Source organism: Bartonella sp. B10 (genome assembly GCF_053794435.1).
Genome location: NZ_CP200030.1, coordinates 57,263 through 82,808 on the forward strand (window position 1 = coordinate 57,263; position 25,546 = coordinate 82,808).

The 25,546-nt window shown below is 34.7% G+C and carries 17 protein-coding genes; 13 read left to right on the forward strand and 4 right to left on the reverse strand.

The window, feature by feature from the left end:
* Position 1: 1 nt before the first annotated feature.
* The 7 genes from V3565_RS00270 (at position 2) to V3565_RS00300 (ending at position 10,343) form a co-directional block, all read left to right on the forward strand.
* Positions 2 to 1,678, forward strand: coding sequence for a ribonuclease J (locus V3565_RS00270; RefSeq protein ID WP_455478353.1), 1,677 nt, complete (start codon positions 2 to 4; stop codon positions 1,676 to 1,678).
* 198 nt (positions 1,679 to 1,876) lie between these two features.
* Positions 1,877 to 3,205 carry a proline--tRNA ligase gene (gene proS, locus V3565_RS00275; RefSeq protein ID WP_455478354.1) on the forward strand — a complete coding sequence of 443 codons (1,329 nt, stop codon included), beginning with the start codon at positions 1,877 to 1,879 and terminating at the stop codon, positions 3,203 to 3,205.
* 13 nt (positions 3,206 to 3,218) lie between these two features.
* Positions 3,219 to 4,487, forward strand: a complete 1,269-nt coding sequence (locus tag V3565_RS00280) for a lipoprotein-releasing ABC transporter permease subunit (RefSeq protein WP_455478355.1) — start codon at positions 3,219 to 3,221, stop codon at positions 4,485 to 4,487.
* On the forward strand, positions 4,487 to 5,167 hold the full coding sequence (locus V3565_RS00285; protein ID WP_455478356.1) for an ABC transporter ATP-binding protein: 681 nt from the start codon (positions 4,487 to 4,489) through the stop codon (positions 5,165 to 5,167). The genes V3565_RS00280 and V3565_RS00285 overlap by 1 nt, the downstream gene beginning before the upstream one ends.
* An 81-nt stretch (positions 5,168 to 5,248) precedes the next feature.
* Positions 5,249 to 5,539: an FAD assembly factor SdhE gene (locus V3565_RS00290; protein ID WP_455478357.1), complete on the forward strand. Its 291-nt coding sequence runs from the start codon at positions 5,249 to 5,251 to the stop codon at positions 5,537 to 5,539.
* Positions 5,540 to 5,544: 5 nt separating this feature from the next.
* The gene (mfd, locus tag V3565_RS00295; protein ID WP_455478358.1) at positions 5,545 to 9,039 is read left to right on the forward strand and encodes a transcription-repair coupling factor; all 3,495 of its coding nucleotides are present in this window, start codon (positions 5,545 to 5,547) and stop codon (positions 9,037 to 9,039) included.
* Between the two features lie 692 nt (positions 9,040 to 9,731).
* Positions 9,732 to 10,343 carry an invasion associated locus B family protein gene (locus V3565_RS00300; protein WP_455478359.1) on the forward strand — a complete coding sequence of 204 codons (612 nt, stop codon included), beginning with the start codon at positions 9,732 to 9,734 and terminating at the stop codon, positions 10,341 to 10,343.
* Between the two features lie 82 nt (positions 10,344 to 10,425).
* On the opposite strand, the gene V3565_RS00305 is transcribed toward V3565_RS00300, so the two are convergent.
* On the reverse strand, positions 10,426 to 13,041 hold the full coding sequence (locus V3565_RS00305; protein ID WP_455478360.1) for an Rne/Rng family ribonuclease: 2,616 nt from the start codon (positions 13,039 to 13,041) through the stop codon (positions 10,426 to 10,428).
* A 603-nt stretch (positions 13,042 to 13,644) separates the two neighbouring features.
* On the opposite strand from V3565_RS00305, the gene V3565_RS00310 reads away from it, so the two are divergent.
* From V3565_RS00310 to prfB, 3 genes are all read left to right on the forward strand, one after another.
* Positions 13,645 to 14,874: an N-acetylmuramoyl-L-alanine amidase gene (locus tag V3565_RS00310; protein ID WP_455478361.1), complete on the forward strand. Its 1,230-nt coding sequence runs from the start codon at positions 13,645 to 13,647 to the stop codon at positions 14,872 to 14,874.
* A 165-nt stretch (positions 14,875 to 15,039) separates the two neighbouring features.
* Positions 15,040 to 17,505, forward strand: coding sequence for a penicillin-binding protein 1A (locus V3565_RS00315; protein WP_455478362.1), 2,466 nt, complete (start codon positions 15,040 to 15,042; stop codon positions 17,503 to 17,505).
* 164 nt (positions 17,506 to 17,669) lie between these two features.
* Positions 17,670 to 18,786, forward strand: a protein-coding gene (gene prfB / locus V3565_RS00320; protein ID WP_455478363.1) for a peptide chain release factor 2 whose coding sequence is annotated in 2 segments (ribosomal slippage) — positions 17,670 to 17,738 and positions 17,740 to 18,786 — 1,116 coding nt in all. Because the reading frame shifts where the segments join, the coding sequence is not laid out codon by codon here.
* Positions 18,787 to 18,835: 49 nt separating this feature from the next.
* Here the strand turns inward: prfB and V3565_RS00325 are convergent.
* The 3 genes from V3565_RS00325 to V3565_RS00335 all read right to left on the reverse strand — a co-directional run bounded on the left by V3565_RS00325 (position 18,836) and on the right by V3565_RS00335 (position 21,750).
* Positions 18,836 to 19,315, reverse strand: coding sequence for a peroxiredoxin (locus V3565_RS00325; protein WP_455478364.1), 480 nt, complete (start codon positions 19,313 to 19,315; stop codon positions 18,836 to 18,838).
* 226 nt (positions 19,316 to 19,541) lie between these two features.
* Complete coding sequence (tyrS, locus tag V3565_RS00330; RefSeq protein ID WP_455478889.1) at positions 19,542 to 20,795, reverse strand: tyrosine--tRNA ligase; 1,254 nt, start codon at positions 20,793 to 20,795, stop codon at positions 19,542 to 19,544.
* A gap of 274 nt (positions 20,796 to 21,069) precedes the next feature.
* Positions 21,070 to 21,750: an alpha/beta hydrolase gene (locus tag V3565_RS00335; RefSeq protein ID WP_455478365.1), complete on the reverse strand. Its 681-nt coding sequence runs from the start codon at positions 21,748 to 21,750 to the stop codon at positions 21,070 to 21,072.
* Between the two features lie 171 nt (positions 21,751 to 21,921).
* Here V3565_RS00335 and V3565_RS00340 point away from each other — a divergent pair, with 171 nt between their 5' ends.
* From V3565_RS00340 to sufC, 3 genes are all read left to right on the forward strand, one after another.
* The gene (locus V3565_RS00340) at positions 21,922 to 23,067 is read left to right on the forward strand and encodes a cysteine desulfurase family protein (protein ID WP_455478366.1); all 1,146 of its coding nucleotides are present in this window, start codon (positions 21,922 to 21,924) and stop codon (positions 23,065 to 23,067) included.
* Positions 23,068 to 23,212: 145 nt separating this feature from the next.
* Positions 23,213 to 24,724, forward strand: coding sequence for a Fe-S cluster assembly protein SufB (gene sufB / locus V3565_RS00345; protein WP_455478367.1), 1,512 nt, complete (start codon positions 23,213 to 23,215; stop codon positions 24,722 to 24,724).
* A 60-nt stretch (positions 24,725 to 24,784) separates the two neighbouring features.
* Positions 24,785 to 25,540: a Fe-S cluster assembly ATPase SufC gene (gene sufC, locus V3565_RS00350; RefSeq protein WP_455478368.1), complete on the forward strand. Its 756-nt coding sequence runs from the start codon at positions 24,785 to 24,787 to the stop codon at positions 25,538 to 25,540.
* Positions 25,541 to 25,546: the final 6 nt, after the last annotated feature.

Below are 25,546 nucleotides of genomic sequence, written 5' to 3' on the forward strand. Positions count from 1 at the left end.
TATGGTTGCCGCCAACAATAGTGAATTTGTTTTCCTACCCTTAGGAGGAGTAGGTGAAATAGGGATGAATTTGGCTGCTTATGGATTTGGTTCTGAAAGTCTTCGTGAATGGCTGCTTGTTGATATGGGTGTTAGTTTTTCTGGCCCTGAATTACCAGGATCAGATCTTATTTTACCGGATATCCGTTTTTTAGAAAGTGAAAAATATAATATATGTGGTCTTATTTTGACACATGCCCATGAAGATCATTATGGTGCTGTTCTTGATTTATGGCCAAGGCTTAAAATTCCGCTGTACTGTACTCCTTTTACAGCAGGATTATTGGAAAGCAAGCAGCAATCAGATTTTGAATCTGATAAAATTTCATTAAATATTTTTCAAGATGGAGATAGTTTTCAAATTGGTTGCTTTGCAGTTGAAGCTATCGCTGTTAATCATTCGATTCCAGAATCTGTATCTTTAGCAATTACAACACCTTTAGGTACTGTCATTCATACTGGTGATTGGAAAATTGATCATGCACCTTCGCTTAAAGCTTTCACGGATGAAAAACGGTTTCGCGCTTTAGGAAATAAGGGTATTTTAGCATTACTTTGTGATTCTACTAATGCATGCCGAGATAGTACGCCATTATCGGAAGAAAAAATTCAAACAAATCTTTTTGAAATTATTTCGAAAGCTGAAGGACAAGTTATTATTGCAACTTTTGCATCTAATATTGGACGGATTCGTTCAATTACTCTTGCAGCTGAATCTGCTGGGCGAAAAGTTCTTATAGTTGGTCGCTCTCTTAAACGGAGTATTATGGTTGCACAAAATCTTGGTTATATGAGTGACTTAGCGCCATTTATTACAGAAGACGAATATGCTTCTATTCCGCGAAAAGATGTTGTTCTAATTGTAACTGGTAGTCAAGGCGAGCCACGTGCTACCTTAGCTAAACTTTCACGAAATGAAATAAAAAATATTTCACTCTCTGCAGGTGATGTCGTTATTTATTCTTCACGAAGTATTCCGGGAAATGAAAAAGCTATTATTGAGATGCAAAATCGTTTCATAGATTTAGGAATTCGAATAATTACGAACGAAGATGCTTTTGTTCATGTTTCAGGTCATCCTTATCGTTCAGAGCTTTTACAGATGTATGATTGGATAAAACCAGAGATACTTGTTCCTATTCATGGTGAAGCAATGCATCTTGCTGCTCAGGCGACTTTAGCACGTCAAGCTGGTATCAAAACTGTTGTTGAAATTAGAAATGGTAATATACTACGCCTTGCACCAGAACCAATAAAGGTTATTGATCATGCTCCAGTTGGTCGTCTTTATAAGGATGGTTGTCTTATTGGTAATGAAGATGAATTAGGAATTCGTGAGCGTCGCAAATTAAGTTATGCTGGTCACGTTGTTGTATCTCTTCATATGAATAGCAAAAAATATCTTTTTGATAACATTGGTTTAACTACACTTGGTTTACCTGAGAGGAGTAAAAAAGGTAAAATTTTAAAAGATATTCTTTTAGATGTTGTAGAAAATACTATTAATAATATTCCACATACTAAACGGAAAAATAACAAACTTATTCAGGAGGCAATACGGCGTGCAGTGAGAGCAGCTGTTAACGAGGTTTGGCAAAAAAAACCTGTTTGTACAGTTTTTCTGCACCAGTCAAAATAATAGTATTTTGACATTACGTTATTTCTTTTTACTTAAAGAAAGAAAATACTCTAATTATTTATATAAAATAAGTTTAATAAAAAAATATATAAATTTTAAACGATATGATCGTTATGTTTGCAAGAGATTAAAATGTAGCTATAGGTTAGCGTGTGATATGTTTTGTGTGGTTGGTTTGCTTAGGAGTTAATCAGTTCAATGCGTCTTTCTCAATATTTCCTTCCTATTTTAAAAGAGAATCCTAAAGAAGCAGAAATTATTTCCCATCGTCTTATGTTGCGAGCAAGTATGATTCGACAACAAACATCAGGAATTTATTCTTGGCTTCCGTTGGGTAAAAAAGTGCTTGATAAAGTTTGTAAGATTATTCGTGAAGAGCAAGAACGAGCTGGAGCTATAGAAATATTGATGCCTACAATTCAATCTTCTGATCTTTGGCGTGAAAGTAGTCGTTATGATGATTATGGTTTGGAAATGTTACGTATTAAAGATCGTCAAGAGCGTGATTTGCTTTATGGTCCAACTAATGAAGAAATGATCACAGATATTTTCCGTTCATATGTTCGTTCTTATAAAGATTTGCCACTTAATTTATATCAGATTCAGTGGAAATTTCGTGATGAAATTCGTCCACGTTTTGGTGTAATGCGTTCACGTGAATTTTTAATGAAGGATGCTTATTCTTTTGATTTTGATTATGAAAGTGCAAAAACATCTTATAATCGTATGTTTGTTGCTTATTTACGTACTTTTTCTCGCATTGGCTTAAAAGCAATTCCTATGCGTGCTGATACAGGGCCTATAGGAGGTGAGCTTAGTCATGAATTTATTATTTTGGCTGAAACAGGTGAAAGTACCATATTCTGTGATAAACAATTTCTTGAACTCACTGTTCCTCATAGTTCAATTGATTTTACTGATAAGAATGTGTTAGCTGATATCGTAAAACAATGGACATCTCTTTATGCCGCAACAGAGGAAATGCACGATGAAAAAGAGTGGACTATTGTTTCTAACAGTAATCGCCTTTCAGCTCGTGGTATTGAAGTAGGACATATTTTTCATTTTGGTACGAAATATTCTGCCCCTATGGGAGCAAAAATTATGGGGCAAGATGGAAAAGAGCATCTTGTATCTATGGGATCTTATGGCATTGGACCTTCGCGTCTTGTTGCCGCGGTTATTGAAGCTTCTCATGATCAAAATGGAATTATTTGGCCAAAATCGATAGCTCCATTTGATTTTGGTATTATCAATATGAAACCGAACGATGAAAAATGCACAAGTATTTGTGAAACTCTTTATCAAAGATTAAAATATGCCGGCTTTGACCCATTGTTAGATGACAAAAATGAACGTCCTGGATCAAAATTTGCAATAATGGATTTAATAGGTTTGCCTACACAAATAATTGTTGGTTCTAAGAGTATTACACAAGATGAAATCGAAATCAAAGATCGAAAAACGGGTACCAAAGAAATACTAACACTTGAAGCTGCAATCAACAAATTCTCTGTAACTCAATAGGCAATATAATATTATGAATAATTTGAGAAGTAAATGGTTTTTATCTTATGAATGGATAATCGCTTTTCGTTATATGATTCCTAATAAAAAACACATAGTTGCATCTGTTATTTCGATCATTTCTTTAATTGGAATTATGTTGGGGGTCTTTGCTCTTGTTGTGGTTATGGCGGTGATGAATGGCTTTCGAACAGAGCTTCTCAATAGCATTCTTGGTATGAATGGTCACCTTATTGTTCAAACAATTAACTCTGGCTTTCCTAATTATAATACCATTATTTCTTCTTTAGAATCAATGAATGATGTGAAGTTTGCTCTGCCTGTTGTTGAAGGTCAAGCGCTTGTTCAAGGTGAATTTGAAGGAGGATCTGGTGCTTTAATTCGTGGTATGCGTAAACAAGATTTGAAAAAGCTTAAAATAGTATCTGAAAACATTAAATTAGGTACACTTGCTCAATTTGATAAAGAGGAAGGTGTTGCAATTGGAAGTGGTTTGGCAGCAAAATTAGGACTTACAGTTGGAAAATATCTTCGCATCATTACAGCAAATGGTGACGCAACTCCTTTTGGAGTTATGCCACGTGTTAAAGCGTATAAGGTGACTGCTATTTTTGAAGTTGGCATGTCAGAATATGATTCAATATTCGTTTTTATGCCTCTTCATGAGGCACAAATGTTTTTTAATTTAGGAGATAACGTTCCATCTTTAGAATTATTTCTTCATAATCCTGATATTGTTGACCAAGTAAAATTGGGAATAGAAAAGGCTATTAACCAAAAAGTTTCTTTAATTGATTGGCGTGCACGTAATCAGGCTTTTTTTTCAGCTTTACAAATTGAACGAAACGTTATGTTTGTTATTCTTTCTTTAATTATTCTTGTTGCCGCGTTGAATATCATTTCCGGATTGATCATGCTTGTAAAAGATAAGAGCTATGATATTGCAATTTTGCGTACGATGGGTGCACATCAAATTGAGGTTATGCGTATATTTATTACTACCGGTATGATGATTGGATTTATTGGAACAGTATTAGGTTTAATTTTAGGTATTATAGCTACCATAAATATCAATAGCATTCAGAGTTTTATATCTTGGTTATTTAATGTAGATGTTTTTAATCCTCAACTTTATTTTTTAACAAAGTTGCCTGCACAAATAGATTGGGAACAAACAGTTATGGTTGCTGTTATGGCTTTATTTTTATCATTCCTTGCTGCACTCATTCCAGCATGGCAAGCTGCTAAGCTCGATCCTATACAAGCTTTGAGGTATGGATAATGGCAGCTGTTTTGGAACTTGTTGAGATTGAGAAACATTTTTTTGATAATAATAATCCATTAATTATTTTAGATAAAGCGAATTTTATTCTTAATCACGGAGAACTTGTTGCTCTTGTTGCACCATCTGGTGCTGGAAAATCTACACTTCTTCATATTGCAGGGTTATTGGATAAACCAACATCTGGTGACGTACTATTGCGTGGAATTTCTTGCGCAAAGCGCTCTGATAGTGAGCGAACAGCTATCAGACGAAATGATATAGGTTTTGTCTATCAATTTCATCATTTGCTTCCAGAGTTTACTGCTTTGGAAAATGTCATGATACCTCAAATGATAGCAGGATTTAAAAAATCCATTGCAGAAGATCGTGCATTTAAATTGTTAACATATTTGCGTGTTTCTCATCGCGCCAAACATCGTCCATTGGAATTATCAGGTGGTGAACAGCAGCGTGTTGCAATTGCACGTGCAGTAGCAAACGGTCCTTCAATTCTTTTGGCTGATGAACCTACAGGAAATCTAGATCCTGTAACTTCAGCCTATGTATTTCAAGCTTTATCTGCTCTTGTTCGTCAATCTGGTCTTTCTGCTCTTGTTGCGACGCACAATTATAGTTTAGCTAAACAAATGCATCGTCGAATTACACTTAAAGAAAAAAAGATCATCGAACTTCCATAGAGGTTAGGTGAAGAATTTATTCCAAAATTGAATATAATGATTTATATCACTTATCACTTATCACTTATCAAGGAGATTTTTATGACAAATTTGGTCATTGACGAAAATCAGTTGGATGTACGTCGTCGTAGATTGATTTTTCGTGCATGGCACCGTGGTATTCGTGAAATGGATTTAATTTTAGGGCGCTATGTGGATACTCATATTGTTGGAATGAGTGATAAAGATGTTTCTGATCTTGAATATATTATGTCTTTTGATGATCACGATTTACTAATGTGGATTATGAAAAAAAAATCACCACCATCCGAAGTTTATGGTTCACTTTTTTGTGATGTTGTGAATCATTATGTCAGCATGAATTCAGATTGATCCTGATGCCAATATTAAAAAAAATTATTATTCCTAAAAATATTTCTGCTCATACGATTTTTTCTGGAGTTACTGATGGGTTTGAAGCCTTTTCTCTTGCTAAATTGAGTTCAGAAATTGCACAAGATAAACCACTTATATATGTTGTTCGTGATGGAACAAAAATTACTCATTTACAGCAAGTTTTAAGTTTTATTGAGCCAAGCTTACCTGTTATTCAATTTCCTGCGTGGGATTGTTTGCCTTATGACCGTGTGTCACCTAGTATTACTGTTATGGCACGCCGATTATCCGCCCTAGCACATATATCAAGTTTGCATAAAAATCCACGTACTGCAATTATATTAACGACAGCAAATGCAATTATGCAAAAATTACCTCCTCGTGAAATAATCGAAGCTCAGATTTTTCACGCATGTGCTGGCCAGCGTATTAATATGGAGCATTTAATTCAATCTTTAGAATCAAATAGTTTTGAGCGTGTTACAGTTGTTCGCGATGTTGGTGAATTCGCTGTAAGAGGAGGAATGATTGACATTTTTTCCCCTATGAATTCAGAACCTTTTCGTCTTGATTTTTTTGGGGATATCCTAGAAACTATTCGCATATTTAACCCAGAAACACAAAGAACAACAGGATCAAAAACTGAGTTTTTCTTACAACCAATGAGTGAAGTTGTTCTTAATCCTGAGGTAATTAGTCAATTTAAAAGCAATTATATCCATGCATTCGGCATATTACAAAAAAATAATATGCTCTATGAAGCAATTTCTCAGGGACGGCGTTTTACCGGAATGGAACATTGGTTGCCATTTTTTTATGAGAATCTTGGTACTTTTTTTGATCATTGTGGAGATTTACCTATAGTTTTTGAGCATCTCATAGAGGAGGTACTTATTGAGCGTTATCGTCTTATTGAAGATTATTACTATGCTCGCAAGGAGCGTGAAAATGATAATCCTATTTCTTACTATCCGGTAAAACCTAGTCTTCTTTATCTAACACCTGAGTATGTTTTAGAACATGCTAAACAATTTGGACATCGTATTGATTTTTCGCCTTTTCATATTCCATCAACCTGTGAAAAAACTGTTATTTACGCGAATGTTGTATCTGGATACGATTTTGTAAAGGAGCGTAATGCACAAGAAAAAAATGTTTTTTCCAGTGTAGTTAATCATATTGCTTCGTTGCGTGCTGCTGGTAAGAAGGTTCTTTTAGCTTGTTGGAGCGAAGGGTCTCTCAATCGTTTGTTGCAAGTTCTCGATGAGTACGGGCTAAAAAAGATAGATATCGCAAAATCATTGCAAAGTGTTAGAGCAACACCGCGTGATCGTATATTAGCAGCTGTTTTAATGATTGAACATGGTTTTGAGAGTGAAGATTTTGCTATTATAGCAGAACAAGATATCCTTGGGGATCGATTAGTAAGACCTTCGAGACGGCGTAAACACAATACAAATTTTATTTCTGAAATTTCTTCTTTAAATTCTGGTGATATCGTTGTGCATATCGATCATGGCATTGGGCAATTTGTTGGTCTTAAAACCATAGCGACAACTGGAATTTTACGGGATTGTCTTGAAATTAATTATGCTGGAGGTGATCGACTTTTTTTACCTGTTGAAAATATTGAACTTCTTTCACGTTATGGATCGGAAGAAACAGATGTAACGTTGGACAAATTAGGTGGTGTTGCTTGGCAGACACGCAAAGCGCGGCTCAAAAAACATTTATTGGAGATAGCTGGCCAGTTAATTCGTATAGCTGCAGAACGTTCTATGCGTTCTGCACCTATTTTGGTTCCATTGACTGGGCTATTTGATGAATTTGTTGCATGTTTTCCCTATGAAGAAACAGAAGACCAAATAGATACGATTAATGCTGTTTTAGAAGATTTAGCATCAGGAAAACCAATGGATCGCTTGATATGCGGCGATGTTGGTTTTGGAAAAACAGAAGTTGCTATTCGAAGTGCTTTTGTTGCAGCATTAAATGGCTACCAAGTTGCTGTTGTTGTGCCAACCACTTTGCTTTCACGGCAACATTACAAGACTTTTATTTCTCGTTTTCAAGGATTGCCAGTTAAAATAGGGCATGTTTCAAGGCTTGTGAAAAGTAAAGAGCTTGCGCAAATTAAAAATGGTATATCAGATGGTACAATTGATATTGTTATTGGAACACATGTGTTACTAAGTGGTGCAGTTAATTTTTCGCGGTTAGGACTTCTTATCGTAGATGAAGAGCAGCATTTTGGTGTAAAACAAAAAGAGCGATTAAAAGAACTTAAAAGTGATATTCATGTTCTGACACTTTCAGCAACACCCATACCAAGAACTTTAGGATTGGCGTTATCGGGAGTACGCGAACTTTCATTGATAACAACTCCACCCATTGATAGAATGGCTGTACGTACTTTTATTTTACCTTTTGATGCGCTTGTTATACGTGAGACTCTACTCCGAGAATATTATCGTGGTGGTCAGAGTTTTTATGTTTGTCCTCGTATTTCCGATCTTTCTTTTGTAGAAGAATATCTTAAAACACATGTTCCAGAACTCAAATTTGTTATAGCTCATGGACAAATGCCAGCTGGACAACTTGATGATATTATGAATGCGTTCTATGATGGAAAATATGATATCCTTCTATCAACAACTATCATTGAGTCTGGTCTTGATATTCCGACGGCTAATACACTAATTGTACATCGATCTGAGATGTTTGGCCTTTCCGCTCTCTATCAATTACGTGGCAGAGTAGGGCGTTCAAAACAGCGTGCTTACGCACTCTTTACATTTCCTTCTGGCAAAGTTTTAACTGCTACTGCTAATCGACGTCTTAAAGTATTACAATCTCTTGACACATTAGGAGCTGGTTTTCAGTTGGCAAGCCATGATATGGACATTCGTGGTTCAGGAAACTTTTTAGGTGAAGAACAATCAGGGCATATTAAAGAGGTTGGGTTTGAATTATATCAAAAAATGCTCGAAGAGGCTATTACTGAATTAAAAGGTGGTGAACAAAGTGATGATAAGCAATGGTCACCTCAAATTTCACTTGCAACAACAGCAATGATACCAGAAAATTTTGTGCCTGATTTATCTTTACGTATGGGGCTTTATCGTCGTTTAACAGAGCTTGATGATGTAGAACAAATTAATGAATTTGGCGCTGAGTTAGTTGATCGTTTTGGTTCTTTACCACTCGAAGTTCAACATCTTCTTAAAGTATTTCATATTAAAATATTATGTCGAAAAGCGCATGTGGAAAAATTGGATGCTGGCCCTAAAGGTATTGTTATACAATTTCGCAATAATTATTTTAAAAATAGTGTTGCTCTTGTTCAGTGGATTGAAAAACAAGGTTCAATGGCAAAAATTCGACAAGATCAAAGTATTATCTTCATCCGTAATTGGAATACAGTAGATGAAAGACTTGCTGGAGCAACAACTCTTATGACACAGCTTGTAAAAATGGCAAAACAATGTTCCATGTAAAAATTTTTTCTATTAATTTAAAATTTTATGATTTGTTTTGTTGAATTTTCTGAAGAAATATTCATAATTCACAATCGATATTAGTTTTTAGCTATTGTAGTGGTAGCGACTTTCTAACACTATGATAATTAATGTATACAACAAAGTTACAATGCGTAAGCGGCTTTGTAAAGTTTGGAATATGCTACGGCTTTATCTAAAGTATTATGAATAATTTAAAAAAGATTAATAACTATTTTTTCTTTTTAAAAATTTTGTTCATCTATTTTTATAATAATTATAGCAGTTATTGTAAATAAAAATATAATATGTAAAAAATTATACTTACTAAAGTATGAATAATTTTATAAAAAATAAATAACATAAATATAAAATATGTTTTTAAGTAACTAATTAATATTTTACAATTATTTACATAAAACTTATACTAATTTTACAAAATTTTACTAATATAAATACTTTATAGATGAATCTTTATAAATATTATGTGATAAAAAGAGATGATATGCATGGACATAAAAAAGTTTAATCAGCTGTTTATAGATTTTTTTTCTAAATTTGACTTTTCTTTTTGTATTGAAGTAAAAAGTATCAAATCAGTTATTTAGTTTAATATGTTTGGTTTAAATTATGTTTAACATTCATAGTATTATGGTTATTATCTAAAGCGTGTTGAAAGGATTAACTTAATCATGTTGTGTAAAAATGTCTATTCTGCTGTTTTAGTATTAGCTGGGGTTATCTCTATTTTTTTTGGAATTCAGGCTCCAGCAAACGCCAAAACTTTATCTCAAGGTTGGTACAAAGTTTGTAGTAAGCAGCACGATGTTGATATTTGTAATACAATGAATACCATTGTATCAAATACTGGACAAACTTTGACAGCTTTTAATTTAGTTGAAATAAAAGGCAAGCAAAATGAAAAACGTATAGGTATTCAGGTACCTACTGGTCGTTTTTTACCAGAAGGAGTTCATATTCAAATTGGAGATAATTTCTCTAAAAAAGTTCCTTACATCATATGTAATGGATCTAGTTGTATTGCTAATGACGCTTTAGATGAGAAGTTAGTTGCCGCCATGAAAAGTGGTTCAAAAATGGTTGTAACTACAATTAATTTCCGAGGTTCAGCTAACCCTATTGAATTTTCTCTTAATGGTTTCACATCTGCATACACAGGTCCTGGCATGGATGAGAAAGATTTTCAGCAGGAACAAATAAAATTACAGCAGGCTATTCAGTCAAAACAAAAAGACATTGAAGATCGCATGCGAGCTGAGCAAGAAAAAGCTAAACAAAATTAGCAGATATACAAAACAGAAAAAATGTTGAAAAACTTGTTCTAACAAAATCGCCACAAAATGTTTTGTGGCGATTTTGTTATACTTAATCTTTAGAACTAATTTTTCGTTTCCACCAACCAATACGCCTAGTTTTTGGGGTGTCATCAGGTGTTGATAATATGATTGTCGGTCTATTATCTGTATTCTCAACATTAATCGGAGTTTGTGCAAAAACTTTTTCTACCGTCAATTCTTGTTCTGATGTTTCCTTTATTTGTATAGATTCTTTAGAAAGTGATTTCTTGTTTGTTTTGCGTGTTGATTTTTCTTTCTTCGTAGAAATTTCTTTTTCTACATCATTAGTTGATTTATTCACTTTCTTCGTTTTATGTATTGAAATAATTGTAGATTTTTCATCAAGAAACCCTGACCCTTTTATGATTTGATCCTTTTCAAGAGTTGGCTCACTTTTTGTTGTTTTGGAAGATGGTATCTTACGTTTTTTGTCTTTATCAAATGCCTTAACTTCTACTACTTCATCTTGCTGTATGGTTGAGTGTTTTTTACTACTTTTTGATTCCATAAATTCAACAGATTTATTAGATGAAATACGATGTTGACGATGTTCTGCTTTTATTTCTGCCAAGGCTTGCTTTGCAAAATTACCTACTGGTTCTGCGTAAGGAATGCGAGATTGGTAAAAATTATTGCCTTGATAACGGCGATTACCGCGACGTCGTCTTTGGTGAGAATCATCGTCATTGGAGATATCATCTTTTTTACGGATATTTGTAAGAGAACTATTATTAGTAACATCACCTTGATGTTTTTTACGTTGATATCGTCGATTAATTTCAACAGATTTTGCATCATTATTAAATGCTTTTTCTATTAAGACTGTATCTTTGCTTTCTTCTTTACTATCGTCTTCAAGCAATAATGAAGGATGAGCTGTTACCTCTGCTATTGTTCCTTTAGAAATAATGAGATGTTGTGTTCCAATGCTGTCGTCTGCTTCAATACTAATATTGAGCTTAAAACGTTCTTCTAGATTAATAAGAATATTACGTTTGTGGTTTAATATATAAAGTGCTGTTGCTACGGATGTACGCACAATAATGTTATATTGTGGATTATGAAGAAGATATTCTTCAATTGAGCGCATGACATGTAAAGCGATTGATGATTCAGAGCGTATATTTCCTGTTCCAGCACAATGCGGACATGGTTGCATCGTACTTTCTAAAACCGATACACGAATACGTTGACGACTCATTTCCAGAAGCCCGAAATGTGAAATATGACCGACTTGAATGCGGGCACGATCACTTTTCAAGCAATCTTTCAATTTTTTTTCAACCATCTTAACATTACGATCTTCAAGCATATCAATAAAATCAATAACAATTAAGCCTGCTAAATCACGTAAGCGTAATTGACGAGCTATTTCTTCTGCAGCTTCAAGATTTGTTTGTAACGCTGTTTTTTCAACAGAATGTTCTTTTGTAGATCGGCCAGAATTTACATCAATAGCAACTAGTGCTTCTGTTTGATTAATAACAAGATAACCGCCAGATTTTAAAGAAACTTGCGGATTTAATATTTTATCAAGTTGAGTTTCGATATTGTTGCGTGCGAAAATAGGGGTAAGATCACGATAAGGTTGAACAACTTTTGCATGACTTGGCATAAGCATGCGCATGAAGTCCTTTGCTTCACGATATCCCTGATCACCAGACACAAGAATTTCATTAATGTTTTTATTATAAAGATCACGTATGGAACGCTTTATGAGGTTACTTTCTTCATGGACAAGACATGGTGCAGTTGATTTGAGTGTCAAAGTGCGAATAGTATCCCATAACCGTGTAAGATATTCGTAATCACGTTTAATTTCAGCTTTTGTTCTATTTGCTCCTGCTGTTCGCAAAATAACTCCCATACCTTTTGGTACTGATAATTCTTTTACAATTTCTTTAAGACGCTTTCGATCTTGTAAATTAGTAATTTTTCGCGAAATGCCACCACCTCTCGCAGTGTTAGGCATTAAAACAGAATAACGACCTGCTAAAGATAAATAAGTTGTAAGAGCTGCACCCTTATTACCACGTTCTTCCTTAATGACCTGTACCAACAAAATTTGACGTCGTTTAATTACTTCTTGAATTTTATAATGACGTACTTGTTTCCGCTGATAGTTTGGCAATTCTTCGCGTACATCTCCTATACCAACCATTTCGATATCATTATCAGAAGAATCAAAAATAAAATTTTCTTCTGCGTCATCAATTTTAATTGATTCGGATGTAGTATTGTTTGCAACATATGTTGCTATATTCCTTCTGCTCTCGTCTTTTTTTGTTTTTTGAGAGCGGTTTTTATTTTCATTTATTTCTTCGATTAAATCATCTGTCTGATTGTCTCCAATAGCTATTTTTTCTTCTTCTTCAAGAAGAGCAAGGCGGTCAGCAATAGGAATTTGGTAATAATCAGGATGAATTTCTGAAAATGTCAAAAAACCATGGCGGTTACCACCATATTCTACAAAAGCGGCCTGAAGTGATGGTTCTACATGCGTAATGCGTGCTAAATAAATGTTTCCTTTTAGCTGCTTTTTATGTTCCGATTCAAAATCAAGTTCTTCAATTTTATTGCCGTGAATAACAACAACACGTGTTTCCTCCGGATGGGAGGCATCGATAAGCATTTTGTTTGACATAAGTTAAAATCCTGAAGGAGATATGCATAACTTTATTCAGACGAATAATGTCATCATTCGTAAATATAAAGAGTCGTTTTCCGTAAAAGGGGAGTGTTAGCATCACAGAACGGGTCACTACTTGTAAAGATATTACTGCATTTACAGTATTTACAATTATTATTTCCACCTGTTCTGTATAATCCATATTTTGTAAATCTCTGATAAAACAATTTTGAAAACAGTTCGGAAATTCCGAATTAGTGAATCTTAAATAACGCAATCTCAGCTTTTATATATTAAAGACTTCCTACCCATAAAAAGCCCAAATGCGTAATGCGCGATAAACCTTCTAAAGACAAATTAATATGAATTACAGATAATTCAAGTCAATACTAGATGGCTACTATATCGGCCAAGAGTCATAAATGTTCTTTTATGTTGATATCATGTTTTTGGCAAGTAACAATGTAAATATGTGCTATTATAATGTGTTTCCATTTCTTTTTTTTGATTTTTTTACTGTTTGTGGTTTAAAAAATAAAAATTTATTAAAAAATATCGCGTAAGCTCTGTGTATTTCTTTTATACAATAGAACTTATAAATATAGAGTGTTATCATTTATGATAGGAAGATTTTATACTAAAAAGCCGAAAATAACATATTCTACTGTTATTTTTCGCTTTGTGTACTGCTTGTTATTTTTTTTGATATTTCAAACACATATACAAGCTGCAAATGCTTTAAAACTTATCAGTTTGCGAACCATAGGTGATGATGCACGCACTCGCATTCTTGCAGTTTTTGACTCTAAACCGAATATTCGTTTACAGATTTTAGATAATCCAGCACGTTTGATTATAAATTTACCAACAGTTCATTTTCCAGAGCAAAATGCACCTGTGAATAAGAAAAACACATTATCAAATATGCTATCAGATGTGCGTTATAGTTTTTCTGATATAAGAACATCTCGTATTATTTTGACAAGCAAAATCACTTTTACTGTTGAGAAAAGTACAGTACAAAAATTAGATAATGGTTTGTGGCAGCTGGTGATCGATATTACTCAAAGCACACAAAAAAAATTTGATGAAATCCTAAGAAATCAACAAAAATCCAATATAGATATAAAAAAACAACTGAATCCAGTACGTAATTTTCGTGTTGTTCTTGACCCTGGTCATGGTGGGATTGATGGTGGTGCACAAGGTGTTACTGGAATTTTAGAAAAAAATATAACTTTAGCCTTTGCGCGTGCATTACGAGATGAATTTAAAAATGACACCCATATCACTGTTTCTTTAACAAGAGATTCTGATACTTTCTTGAAATTACATGAAAGAATTAAAAAAGCACAAGAATTTGGTGCTGACCTTTTTATATCTATTCATGCAGATAGCATTGATATGCCTTTTATTCGCGGTGCTACAGTATACACTATATCCGATAAAGCATCTGATGAAATAGCCAAATCTTTAGCTGAAAGTGAAAATAAGGTTGATTTACTTGATGGATTACCTACGGAAGAATCGATTGAAGTTGCAGATATTTTAATAGATCTTACTCGGCGTGAGACGCATACGTTTTCAGTTAATTTTGCCAATCGTATCGTCTTGAATTTATCAAAGAATAATGTTAACCTGATGAAAAATCCTCATCGGTACGCTGATTTTCGAGTTTTAAAAGCTCAAGACATACCTTCTGTTTTGATAGAGATAGGGTATTTATCTAATAAAGAGGATGAAAAATTATTAAACAATCCCAGATGGAGAAAAAAAGTGGCTGCTTCTGTTGCTGATTCTGTTCGTCAATTTGCAGAATATAGGCTTAAGGTCATGCAACTTCTTTAAATACACAATAAAATATTAGCGCTGATTTTTGGTGTAACATTATAGATAATAATAAGGTGGTAGAGTATTTATTTTTGCTTTAATTTAGTGATAAAAAGCATTCCATTGAAAATGAGATAACGTCTTTTTCTGTAATCAATTCTGAAGAAAGTGATAACCGTTCTTATGATGATTGTTTTGAGATATCTTGTGGGTTTCTTTGTTTCTATCAGTCTTTTAGGAGCAATAATTGTAGTAGGAATGATGAGTAGTTATGCGAGTGCTATTCCTGATTATGAAGTTTTGTCTCTATATGAACCACCTGTGATGACTCGTGTTCATGCCTCTGATGGTAGTCTTATGGCAGAGTTTGCAACAAAACATCGTCTTTATTTACCGATTCAATCAATACCAAAGCTTCTTAAAGATGCTTTTATTTCAGCTGAGGACAAGAATTTTTATCATCATTTTGGTTTAGATCCTGAAGGACTTTCTAGAGCTTTGCTTAATAATATCCGTAATATCGGTTCTGGCAAACGTCCAGAGGGGGCATCAACCATAACACAGCAAGTTGCAAAAAATTTCCTTTTAAATTCAGATGCAACATTAGAACGAAAATTAAAGGAAGCAATCCTTGCCATGCGCATTGAGAAAACCTATTCAAAAGATCATATTCTTGAATTGTATCTTAACGAAATTTATCTTGGTCGTAGCACTTACGGTATTGCAGCTGCTGCTTTGAATTATTTTAATAAATCTGTCAATGAACTTACTTTAGAGGAGTGTGCTTATTTAGCTGCTCTCCCAAAAGGACCGGCGAATTATGATCCATTCAAAAATGAACAGCGTGCTGTTGGTAGGCGTAATTGGGTCATAGATCGAATGGTTGCAAATGGATATGTAACGCTTGAACAAGGTGAGAAAGCTAAAGCAAAACCTTTAGGTACAGTGATACGTGGCAACGACAATTACGTTTTTGCTGCCGATTATTTTACCGAAGAAGTACGACGCCGTTTAATGCGTCGTTATGGAGCTAAAACACTTTATGAAGGTGGACTTTCAATTCGTACAACGCTTGATCCACATTTGCAGTTCATTGCTCGGCGTGCCTTGCAAAATGGATTAATTAAGTTTGATCATTCGCAAGGATGGCGTGGACCTTATAAACATATCGATAAAAAAAATGATTGGGGGGTAGAGCTTGCGAATATTTCTGGATTAAATGATGTTCCTGAATGGCGTCTAGCAATTGTTCTTTCAGTTAATCCAAATAAAGTAGAAATTGGTTTGCAGCCAAGACGTGATACTTCAGGTTTGTTATCAAAAAAACGAGAAATTGCCATTTTATCTGATATTGATTCAAAGTGGGCATTAAATATTTTTAGCAAAAATAGTCATAAAAAAACTGTCCAAGATTTATCACATATTCTGAAAGTTGGAGATGTTATTTTTGTTGAAAAAGTATCAGATTCAAAAAATACTTATTGCTTGCAACAAATTCCTAAAGCAGAGGGAGCAATAGTTGCTATGGAACCTCATACAGGTCGTGTTCTTGCTATGGTAGGAGGATTTTCTTTTTCTGTATCTGAATTTAACCGTGCGACACAAGCTTATCGTCAACCTGGGTCTGCTTTCAAGCCCTTTGTGTATGCGGCAGCATTAGATAATGGATACACACCGGCATCAGTCGTCTTAGATGGTCCTGTTGAGATTCGTCAAACAAATGGTGAAATGTGGCAACCTAAAAATTATGGTGGTACATTTGCAGGACCTTCAACGTTGCGTTATGGTATCGAATACTCTCGTAATCTTATGACTGTGCGGCTTGCCAATGATATGGGAATGCCTCTTGTAGCAGAATATGCTGAACGTTTTGGTATTACAGATAAATTACAGCCTTATCTTCCTATGGCTTTAGGAGCTGGTGAAACAACAGTTTTACGGATGGTTACAGCTTATTCAGTTATTGCTAATGGCGGTCGCTCTATTAAACCTTCACTGATCGATCGAATTCAGGATCGTTATGGAAAAACTATCTATCGTCATGATGATCGTTTGTGTAAAAATTGCAATTTTGAGTCATGGGATAATCAAAGTGAGCCAATATTGATTGATGAGAGAGATCAAGTTCTTGATCCTATGACAGCTTATCAAATTACATCAATGATGGAAGGAGTTGTTCAGCGTGGTACAGCAGCACGTTTGCATGATCTTAATCGACACATTGCTGCAAAAACAGGTACAACCAATGATTCTAAAGATGTATGGTTTATGGGATTTACGCCCGATCTTGTTGTTGGTATTTTTATAGGTTATGATCAACCAGAACCTTTGGGATACAGTAGAACTGGGAGCTCATTAGCAGCTCCCATTTTTAGTGAGTTTATGAAAACTGCGCTAAAGGGCAAGCCTAATATACCATTTAAAATGCCAAAAGGTATGATTTTAATGCCAATTAATCGAAAAACAGGACTATTAGCTGAAGAAGGAGACAACGATGTCATTCTAGAAGCCTTTAAACCAGGAACTGGACCTGCCGATATATATAAGGTAATTGGCAGTACTACCTCTTTTCAAGAAGGTGTTCCTTTAACAACTACTTCCCCACAAGTTAATAAAGCGCTCGAAAGTGGTACTGGTGGACTATATTAGTTAATTTTTTATATAGTGGATGAACATCGGTAATATTTACTTATTTTTATAAACTCAGTAAAGGAAAAAGATTGTATGGTATTTTTATGATATAATACCGTACTGATAGTAAAGTTTTGGCATCATATTTAGACAAAATATAATAAAGATTAGGGTATTAGATTATGCGGGCAGAAATAGAAACATTAGTTAATGAAATCCAGCAGGGAATTAAATTGCTAAGGAGGCATCTTTGACTGGGATCAATCATTAAAACGTCTTGAATATCTTAATCAAAAAATAGAAGATCCAACACTTTGGGATAATACGCAACAAGCACAAGATATGATGCGTGAGCGTCAGTATCTTGAAGATTCAGTAAACAGCATTCAATCGTTTACAACAATTCTTGAAGAGTGCATTGAATTAATCGCTATGGGTGAAGAAGAAAGCGATGCGGAAATTATCGATGATGCAGAAAAAATAATAAGAGATCTCAAGGTTAAAATAGAAAAAAGGCAAATTGATGCCCTTCTTTCCGGAGAAGCAGACCAGAATGATGCTTATTTAGAGGTGCATGCTGGTGCAGGTGGTACAGAAAGCCAAGATTGGGCTTCTATGCTTTTGCGCATGTATACACGCTGGGCTGAACAGCATAAAATGAAGGTTGAAGTATTAGAAATTCATGATGGAGAAGAGGCTGGAATAAAATCGGCTACTATTCTTGTAAAAGGGCATAATGCTTATGGTTTACTAAAAACAGAATCGGGAGTTCATCGCTTGGTACGTATTTCACCATATGATTCAAATGCAAAGCGTCATACTTCTTTCGCAAGTGTTTGGGTTTATCCAGTTATTGATGACAATATTGAAGTTGATGTTTCAGAGTCAGATGTTCGTATTGATACATACCGTGCATCAGGAGCTGGAGGGCAACATGTTAATACAACAGATTCTGCAGTGCGTATTACGCATATAAAAACAGGTATAGTTGTTCAATGTCAAACAGAGCGTTCTCAACATAAGAATCGAGCAACTGCTTGGTCTATGTTGCGTGCACGACTGTATGAAGAAGAACTCAAAAAAAGAGAAGAAGAAACGAATGCCATTGAATCTTCTAAAACAGAAATTGGATGGGGGCATCAAATTAGATCTTATATTCTTCAGCCTTACCAGCTTGTTAAAGATTTACGTACAAATGTTGAAAACACCGATCCACAGTCCGTACTTAATGGCGATTTAAATGCGTTCATAGAAGCAGCACTTGCTCGACGTATTCACGGAAAAAAACAAAATCAATAGAAGAAGACACTTTGGGCTTCTTCATAAAGCAACTAATTAATTAAATTTATTATCTATTATGAAATTGCTGAACAGCAGCTATTAAAACCTTTTTGGCATGCCCAGATACGCTGACTTTGCGCCATTCTTCTACTATTTTTCCGGTTGAATCAATCAAAAAAGTGCTTCGTTCAACACCCATATATTTACGCCCATACATGCTTTTTTCAATCCAAACACCGTAATCTTCAAGCGTAGTTTTTTCCTCATCTGAAACAAGGATGATATCAAGTCCATGTTTCATCTTAAATTTGTTATGTTTTTTAACATTGTCTGGAGATACCCCAATAATGACAACTCCGATCTCATCGAATTCTGTCTTTAATTTTGTAAAATCAAGTGCCTCACTTGTACATCCACTGGTATCATCCTTGGGATAAAAATATAAAACAATTGGTTTTCCTTGAAAATCAGAAAGGCGTAACTTTCCTCCACCATCGCGCGGCAAATCAAAATCAGGAGCATAGTTTCCTTTCATCGATTTTATCATTATTTTACCTTTCCTTTTTGTATAAGTATTAAGATTCTAATATTAGAATACACAGAAAAAATAATTACCAAACTTTCTAGAAGATAGTTTTTTTGAAAAATTTTTATCTATTATATGAAGCTTGTCATATCATAAAAATTTAGAAAACTAAGTTAGTGAGAAAAACATAAAAGTTGAGCATACAACTCAAAAAACAACATAATGAGGTTAGGAAGTTATAGATAGACTATGTTGGCCTAATTAAAACATGCTGTTTTTTACCAAAAGAAAGTTTTACTACTCCTGCAGGACTGACATCGTCTTCAATAATAAGGCGCGTCTCATCCTCAACAATTTTATCATTCACACGTACACCTCCACCTTGAATATGTCGGCGTGCTTCACCATTGGATTTAGCTAGCTCTGCTTGTACTAAAAGAGTTAGTAATCCAACACCTGTTTTTAATTTTGTAGCGTTAATTTCAATAATTGGAAGATTCTCTCCAAGTGTTTTTTCTTCGAAGGTTTTACGAGCAGTTTCCGCAGCTGCATCCGCAATGTTGCGTCCATGCAACATCGCCGTAACTTCAGTTGCAAGAATTTTTTTTGCCTCATTAATTTCGGTGTTTTTTAATGCAGAAAGTTTAAAGATTTCATCCATTGGTAATGTGGTATAAAGCTTTAAAAATCGTATTACATCAGCATCTTCTGTATTGCGCCAATATTGCCAAAATTGGTAAGGTGAAAGCATATCTGCATTGAGCCACATAGCACCATTCAATGATTTACCCATTTTTGCACCAGAAGAAGTTGTAAGCAGGGGGGAGGTCAGTGCATATAATTGAGGAATTCCTAAGCGATGCCCTAATTCAATTCCATTGATAATATTGCCCCATTGATCGGAGCCACCCATCTGCATACGTAGCCCATAACGTTTGTAAAGTTCAACAAAATCATAAGCTTGCATGATCATATAATTAAATTCTAAAAATGATAAAGAATGTTCACGTTCAAGTCTAAGTTTAACGGAATCAAACGATAACATACGATTTACTGAAAAATATTTTCCTACATCACGCAAAAATTCTAAATAATTTAAGTCACACAACCATTCGGCATTATTCACTATATATGCGTCGGTTACTTTATCACCAAATGTTAAATAATTAGAAAATACTTCCTTAATACCAACGATATTTTTAGCAACAGCATCTTGTGTTAAAAGACATCGTGCTTCATCTTTGAAGGAAGGATCACCGATCAACCCTGTACCTCCACCTATTAAAACAATGGGTCGGTGACCGGTTTTTTGTAACCAATGAAGCATCATAATTTGTAGAAGGCTTCCAGCGTGTAGACTTGATGCTGTAGGATCAAAACCAATGTAAGAAGTTACAACTTCCTTTAAAAAAAGATTATCTAAATCTCTATCATCTGAAATCTGGTGGATAAAACCACGTTCGTTCATAATATGTAAAAAATCAGATTTAAAGGCAACCACAGATTTCATTTCCCGATCAATATTGCAATTGTTTGTATAACAGAGTATTAACTCTTCATCTGTAGCATGAATAACAGGTGGTTCACAAGAGAGTGAGAGATGACACGGGCGCTATTTTCAAAGAATAAGAATCTTTTATTTGTATGAGGGAGCAAATTTTTTATTCTTAAAACGCAGTAAATACTAGAGTGAACAAAGGTTATCACAAAGTAGTAAGCTTTCTTTTTGTTATAGGGGTATTTTTTACTCATCCTGTGATAAACTTTCAGCCTTTTCAGGTAAGTGTAAGCATTTCATGTGGAGAAGATAACAAACCATCTATAGTATGCTTATCCAGATATTGTGAACATTTTTCAATGAGTTCCTCATTACGCCCACTAAAAAAGTGATTTGCACCTTCCAATATTTCTTGTGTAATAGTTATGCCTTTTTGCGTTTTTAATTTATCTACGAGACCTTGAACATCTTTTAAGGGAGCGACTTTATCGCTATCGCCATGAATTATAAGACCGGAGGAAGGACAGGGGGCAAGAAATGAAAAATCATAAATATTAGGTTGAGGGGCAATAGATATAAAACTCTCAATTTCTGGTCGACGCATCAAAAGCTGCATTCCGATCCAAGCACCAAATGAATATCCTGCTACCCAACAGTTTTTAGAATCGGGATGTTGTGTTTGTACCCAATCCAGCGCAGCAGCAGCATCTGAAAGTTCTCCTATTCCGTAATCAAATTCTCCTTGGCTTCGACCTATCCCACGAAAATTGAATCGTAGTGTAGTAAAGCCACGTTGTTGAAACATATAAAATAGGTCATAGACAATTTTATTGTTCATTGTTCCACCAAACTTTGGATGAGGATGCAAAATAATCGCAATCGGTGCATTCTTCTGTTGCGAAGGCTGATAACGTCCTTCAAGACGACCTGCAGGACCACTAAAAATAATTTCTGGCATTAAACGCTCCTTCAATTCTTCCGTTGACCTTAATTCGCTTTTAGCATAAATTTTAGCCTTATAATTATTTTACTTTACTAATCATTAGATATTCTGTTTTTGGTGCGTTTTTCAAGAAAATTGCAAAATTTTTTAAAAATCAAGTTATAAGGTTAATGATTGGAATCTAAAATGGTTATAAAACGCCGGTATTTTGATCATAATGCAACAACACCTCTTACAAAAACAGCCAAAACAGCTTTACTAGAATCTTTAGAAATATTTGGTAATCCATCATCTGTTCACGCAGAAGGGCGAGCTGCGAAGGCTTTATTGCAAAAATCTCGTCGGCAAATTGCTCATAAACTTAATACTGATCCAAATAATGTTGTGTTTACATCTGGTGCCAGTGAAGCAGCTATGACTCTATTAACACCTTTTTATTACATGGGACGCTCTGAAGTGCGATTTTCTCATCTTTACATTGGTGCTAGTGAACATCCGTCTATTGCAAAAGGTGGACGTTTTTCTAAAGAGCTAATCAGTGTAGTGGCTGTTGATAAAGATGGTTTAATTCAGCAAGATAAATTAAAATCTTTATTAAGTTCTCATGATAAAATAAAAGGATTGCCTCTTGTTGCTATACAAGCTGCAAATGGTGAAACTGGTGTTATTCAACGGACAAAAGAAATAGCTGCTATTGTTCGGGATTTTGGAGGTATCCTTATCGTTGATTTGGTACAATATATCGATAAAAATTTTATTGATATCAATCAATTAGGGGGTGATTTTTTTATACTATCAGCTCATAAAATTGGTGGGCCTAAGGGAATTGGTGCTTTTGTTTCATGTGGTGGACTTCTCATGCCTTGTCCCTTGATTGTCGCAGGTGGACAAGAAAAGGGCTTACGTGGTGGAACAGAAGCTTTGCCGCTTATTGCTTCTTTTGGAGCAGCAATAACTGATTGCTTTACTCATGAAGAGATAGAACGGTTAATTTATTTACGTAATAGATTAGAAAATGGGTTAAAACAAATCAGCAATGATGTTGAGATTTTTGGCAAAGGTGCTCAACGTTTGCCAAATACAACTTACTTTTCTGTACGAGATATAAAAGCTGAAACTATGCAAATTAGTTTTGATTTAGCAGGATTTTCTGTATCAGCAGGCTCCGCTTGTTTTTCAGGAAAAGTAAAACAAAGCAAAGTATTAAAGGCAATGGGATATCATATCCCTAATGGTGCAATCCGTGTTTCAACAGGAAGAGATACAACATCTGATGATATTGATGATTTTTTATTAGTTTTTTCCAAAATCGTGAAAAAAGATAAAAAATAAAATCTATCATTAAAAGATTTAGAATAGCTTAATTGAAATTATCTTATTTTACCTATAACCTAAGGAACAAATTGCTTGCTTTTAATTTTATGAAGAAAAAATTTGATTACCGGTTCTTACATGCCGAGAAAAGTGGAGAAGACTGATGCCAGCAGTGCAGGAAACAATACGTCAGGTTCGTGAGATAGACGTGGATCAGTATAAATATGGTTTTGAAACCAACATTGAAGTGGAGAAAGCTCCAAAAGGCTTGAATGAAGATATTATTCGATTCATTTCTTCTAAAAAATGTGAACCTGAATGGATGTTGGCATGGCGTTTGCAAGCTTTTCACCGTTGGTCTACAATGGAAGAACCTCATTGGGCACGTCTTAAATATCCCCAAATTGATTTTCAAGAACTCTATTATTATGCTGCTCCTAAAAATTATACAGCACCAAAGTCTTTAGATGAAGTTGATCCTCAGTTGTTAGCAACATATGAAAAACTTGGTATTCCTCTTAGAGAGCAAGAAATTTTAGCAGGAGTAAAAAGGCAAACAGATACTTCTGTTCTCAATAATGATACTTATACTTCAGGGCGAGTAGCCATTGATGCAGTTTTTGATTCTGTTTCTGTTGTAACAACATTTAAAGAAGAATTAGCACGTGTTGGTGTTATTTTTTGTTCCATCTCAGAAGCAATTATTAAACATTCTGATCTTATTAAACAATATTTAGGAGCAGTTGTACCTGCTAGTGATAATTATTATGCAGCCCTTAATGCGGCAGTCTTTACGGATGGTTCATTTGTTTATGTTCCTAAAGGTGTTCGCTGTCCAATGGAGCTTTCAACCTATTTTAGAATTAATGAGCGTAATACAGGACAATTTGAGAGAACATTAATTATTGCAGATGAAGATTCTTACGTTTCTTATCTTGAAGGTTGTACTGCACCTCAACGTGATGAAAATCAACTTCACGCGGCTGTCGTTGAGCTAATCGCTTTAAAAAATGCAGAAATTAAATATTCTACAGTACAAAATTGGTACCCTGGCGATAAAGACGGACAGGGGGGAATTTATAATTTTGTGACTAAGCGTGGAGATTGTCGAGGCGATAATTCTAAGATTTCTTGGACACAGGTCGAGACTGGGTCTGCAATTACTTGGAAATACCCATCTTGCTTACTCCGTGGCGATAATTCACGTGGAGAATTTTATTCCATTGCTGTTGCCAATGGTTATCAGCAAATTGATTCTGGCACCAAAATGATTCATTTAGGAAAAAATACCTCAAGTCGTATTATTTCTAAAGGTATTTCTGCTGGTTTTTCAAATAACACATATCGGGGGCAAGTTTCTGCACATCGAAAAGCACAAAATGCCCGTAATTTTACTCAATGTGATAGTTTGTTAATTGGAAATAATTGTGGTGCTCATACGGTTCCTTATATTGAAGCAAAAAATGCTACGGTTCAATTTGAACATGAGGCAACAACATCTAAAATATCTGATAATCAGCTGTTTTATGTTATGCAACGTGGAATTCCTGAAGAAGAAGCTATTGCTTTAATCGTTAATGGTTTTGTAAAAGAGGTTATTCAAAAACTTCCTATGGAATTTGCTGTTGAAGCACAAAAGCTTATTGGTATCAGCCTTGAAGGCAGTGTAGGTTAGCTTGTTGCGTTATAAAAATTGAACACATTGCACATAATCCAATAAAAACAGGATTCAATTATGTTAGAGATTAAAAATTTGTACGCTCGTATTACTGAAACCAATACAGAGATTATTCGCGGTTTAAACCTAACTGTTCGCGATGGTGAAATTGTTGCTATTATGGGACAAAATGGAGCTGGAAAATCTACGTTATCTTATTTACTTGCTGGTCATGATGACTATGAAATAACGGAAGGAGATATACTTTATAACGGACAATCACTTTTAGAAATGGATCCAGCAGAACGTGCTGCATTTGGTATTTTTCTTGCATTTCAATATCCTATGGAAATACCTGGTGTAGCAACAATGGAATTTTTAAAAGTTGCGATAAATTCCCAGAGAAAAGCCCGTGGTGATGTAGAACTTAAAATTCCAGAATTTATTAAATGTGTTAAAGAAGTTGCTTCTGAGCTTAAAATAGATATGGAAATGCTTAAACGTCCCTTAAACGTTGGTTTTTCTGGTGGGGAAAAAAAGCGCGCTGAGATTCTTCAAATGGCTCTTCTTCAACCTAAGCTTTGTATTTTAGATGAAACAGATTCTGGTTTGGATATTGATGCATTAAAAATTGTTGCAGATGGTGTTAATAAACTGCGGAATTTGAAGCGCTCATTTTTAGTTATTACGCATTATCAGCGCTTACTTGATTATATCATTCCAGATACGGTTCATGTTCTCTATAAGGGTCGTATTATTAAAAGCGGCGATAAGTCATTGGCACTTTATCTAGAAAAAAATGGGTATGCCGATATTATTGATGAAGCCACTTGAGGTTAT

Coding starts and splice junctions, on each gene's coding strand:
- V3565_RS00270 (WP_455478353.1), top strand. CDS start 2: ATGGTTGCCGCCAACAATAGTGAATTTGTTTTCCTACCCTTAGGAGGA.
- proS (WP_455478354.1), top strand. CDS start 1,877: ATGCGTCTTTCTCAATATTTCCTTCCTATTTTAAAAGAGAATCCTAAA.
- V3565_RS00280 (WP_455478355.1), top strand. CDS start 3,219: ATGAATAATTTGAGAAGTAAATGGTTTTTATCTTATGAATGGATAATC.
- V3565_RS00285 (WP_455478356.1), top strand. CDS start 4,487: ATGGCAGCTGTTTTGGAACTTGTTGAGATTGAGAAACATTTTTTTGAT.
- V3565_RS00290 (WP_455478357.1), top strand. CDS start 5,249: ATGACAAATTTGGTCATTGACGAAAATCAGTTGGATGTACGTCGTCGT.
- mfd (WP_455478358.1), top strand. CDS start 5,545: ATGCCAATATTAAAAAAAATTATTATTCCTAAAAATATTTCTGCTCAT.
- V3565_RS00300 (WP_455478359.1), top strand. CDS start 9,732: ATGTTGTGTAAAAATGTCTATTCTGCTGTTTTAGTATTAGCTGGGGTT.
- V3565_RS00305 (WP_455478360.1), bottom strand. CDS start 13,041: ATGTCAAACAAAATGCTTATCGATGCCTCCCATCCGGAGGAAACACGT.
- V3565_RS00310 (WP_455478361.1), top strand. CDS start 13,645: ATGATAGGAAGATTTTATACTAAAAAGCCGAAAATAACATATTCTACT.
- V3565_RS00315 (WP_455478362.1), top strand. CDS start 15,040: ATGATGATTGTTTTGAGATATCTTGTGGGTTTCTTTGTTTCTATCAGT.
- V3565_RS00325 (WP_455478364.1), bottom strand. CDS start 19,315: ATGATAAAATCGATGAAAGGAAACTATGCTCCTGATTTTGATTTGCCG.
- V3565_RS00335 (WP_455478365.1), bottom strand. CDS start 21,750: ATGCCAGAAATTATTTTTAGTGGTCCTGCAGGTCGTCTTGAAGGACGT.
- V3565_RS00340 (WP_455478366.1), top strand. CDS start 21,922: ATGGTTATAAAACGCCGGTATTTTGATCATAATGCAACAACACCTCTT.
- sufB (WP_455478367.1), top strand. CDS start 23,213: ATGCCAGCAGTGCAGGAAACAATACGTCAGGTTCGTGAGATAGACGTG.
- sufC (WP_455478368.1), top strand. CDS start 24,785: ATGTTAGAGATTAAAAATTTGTACGCTCGTATTACTGAAACCAATACA.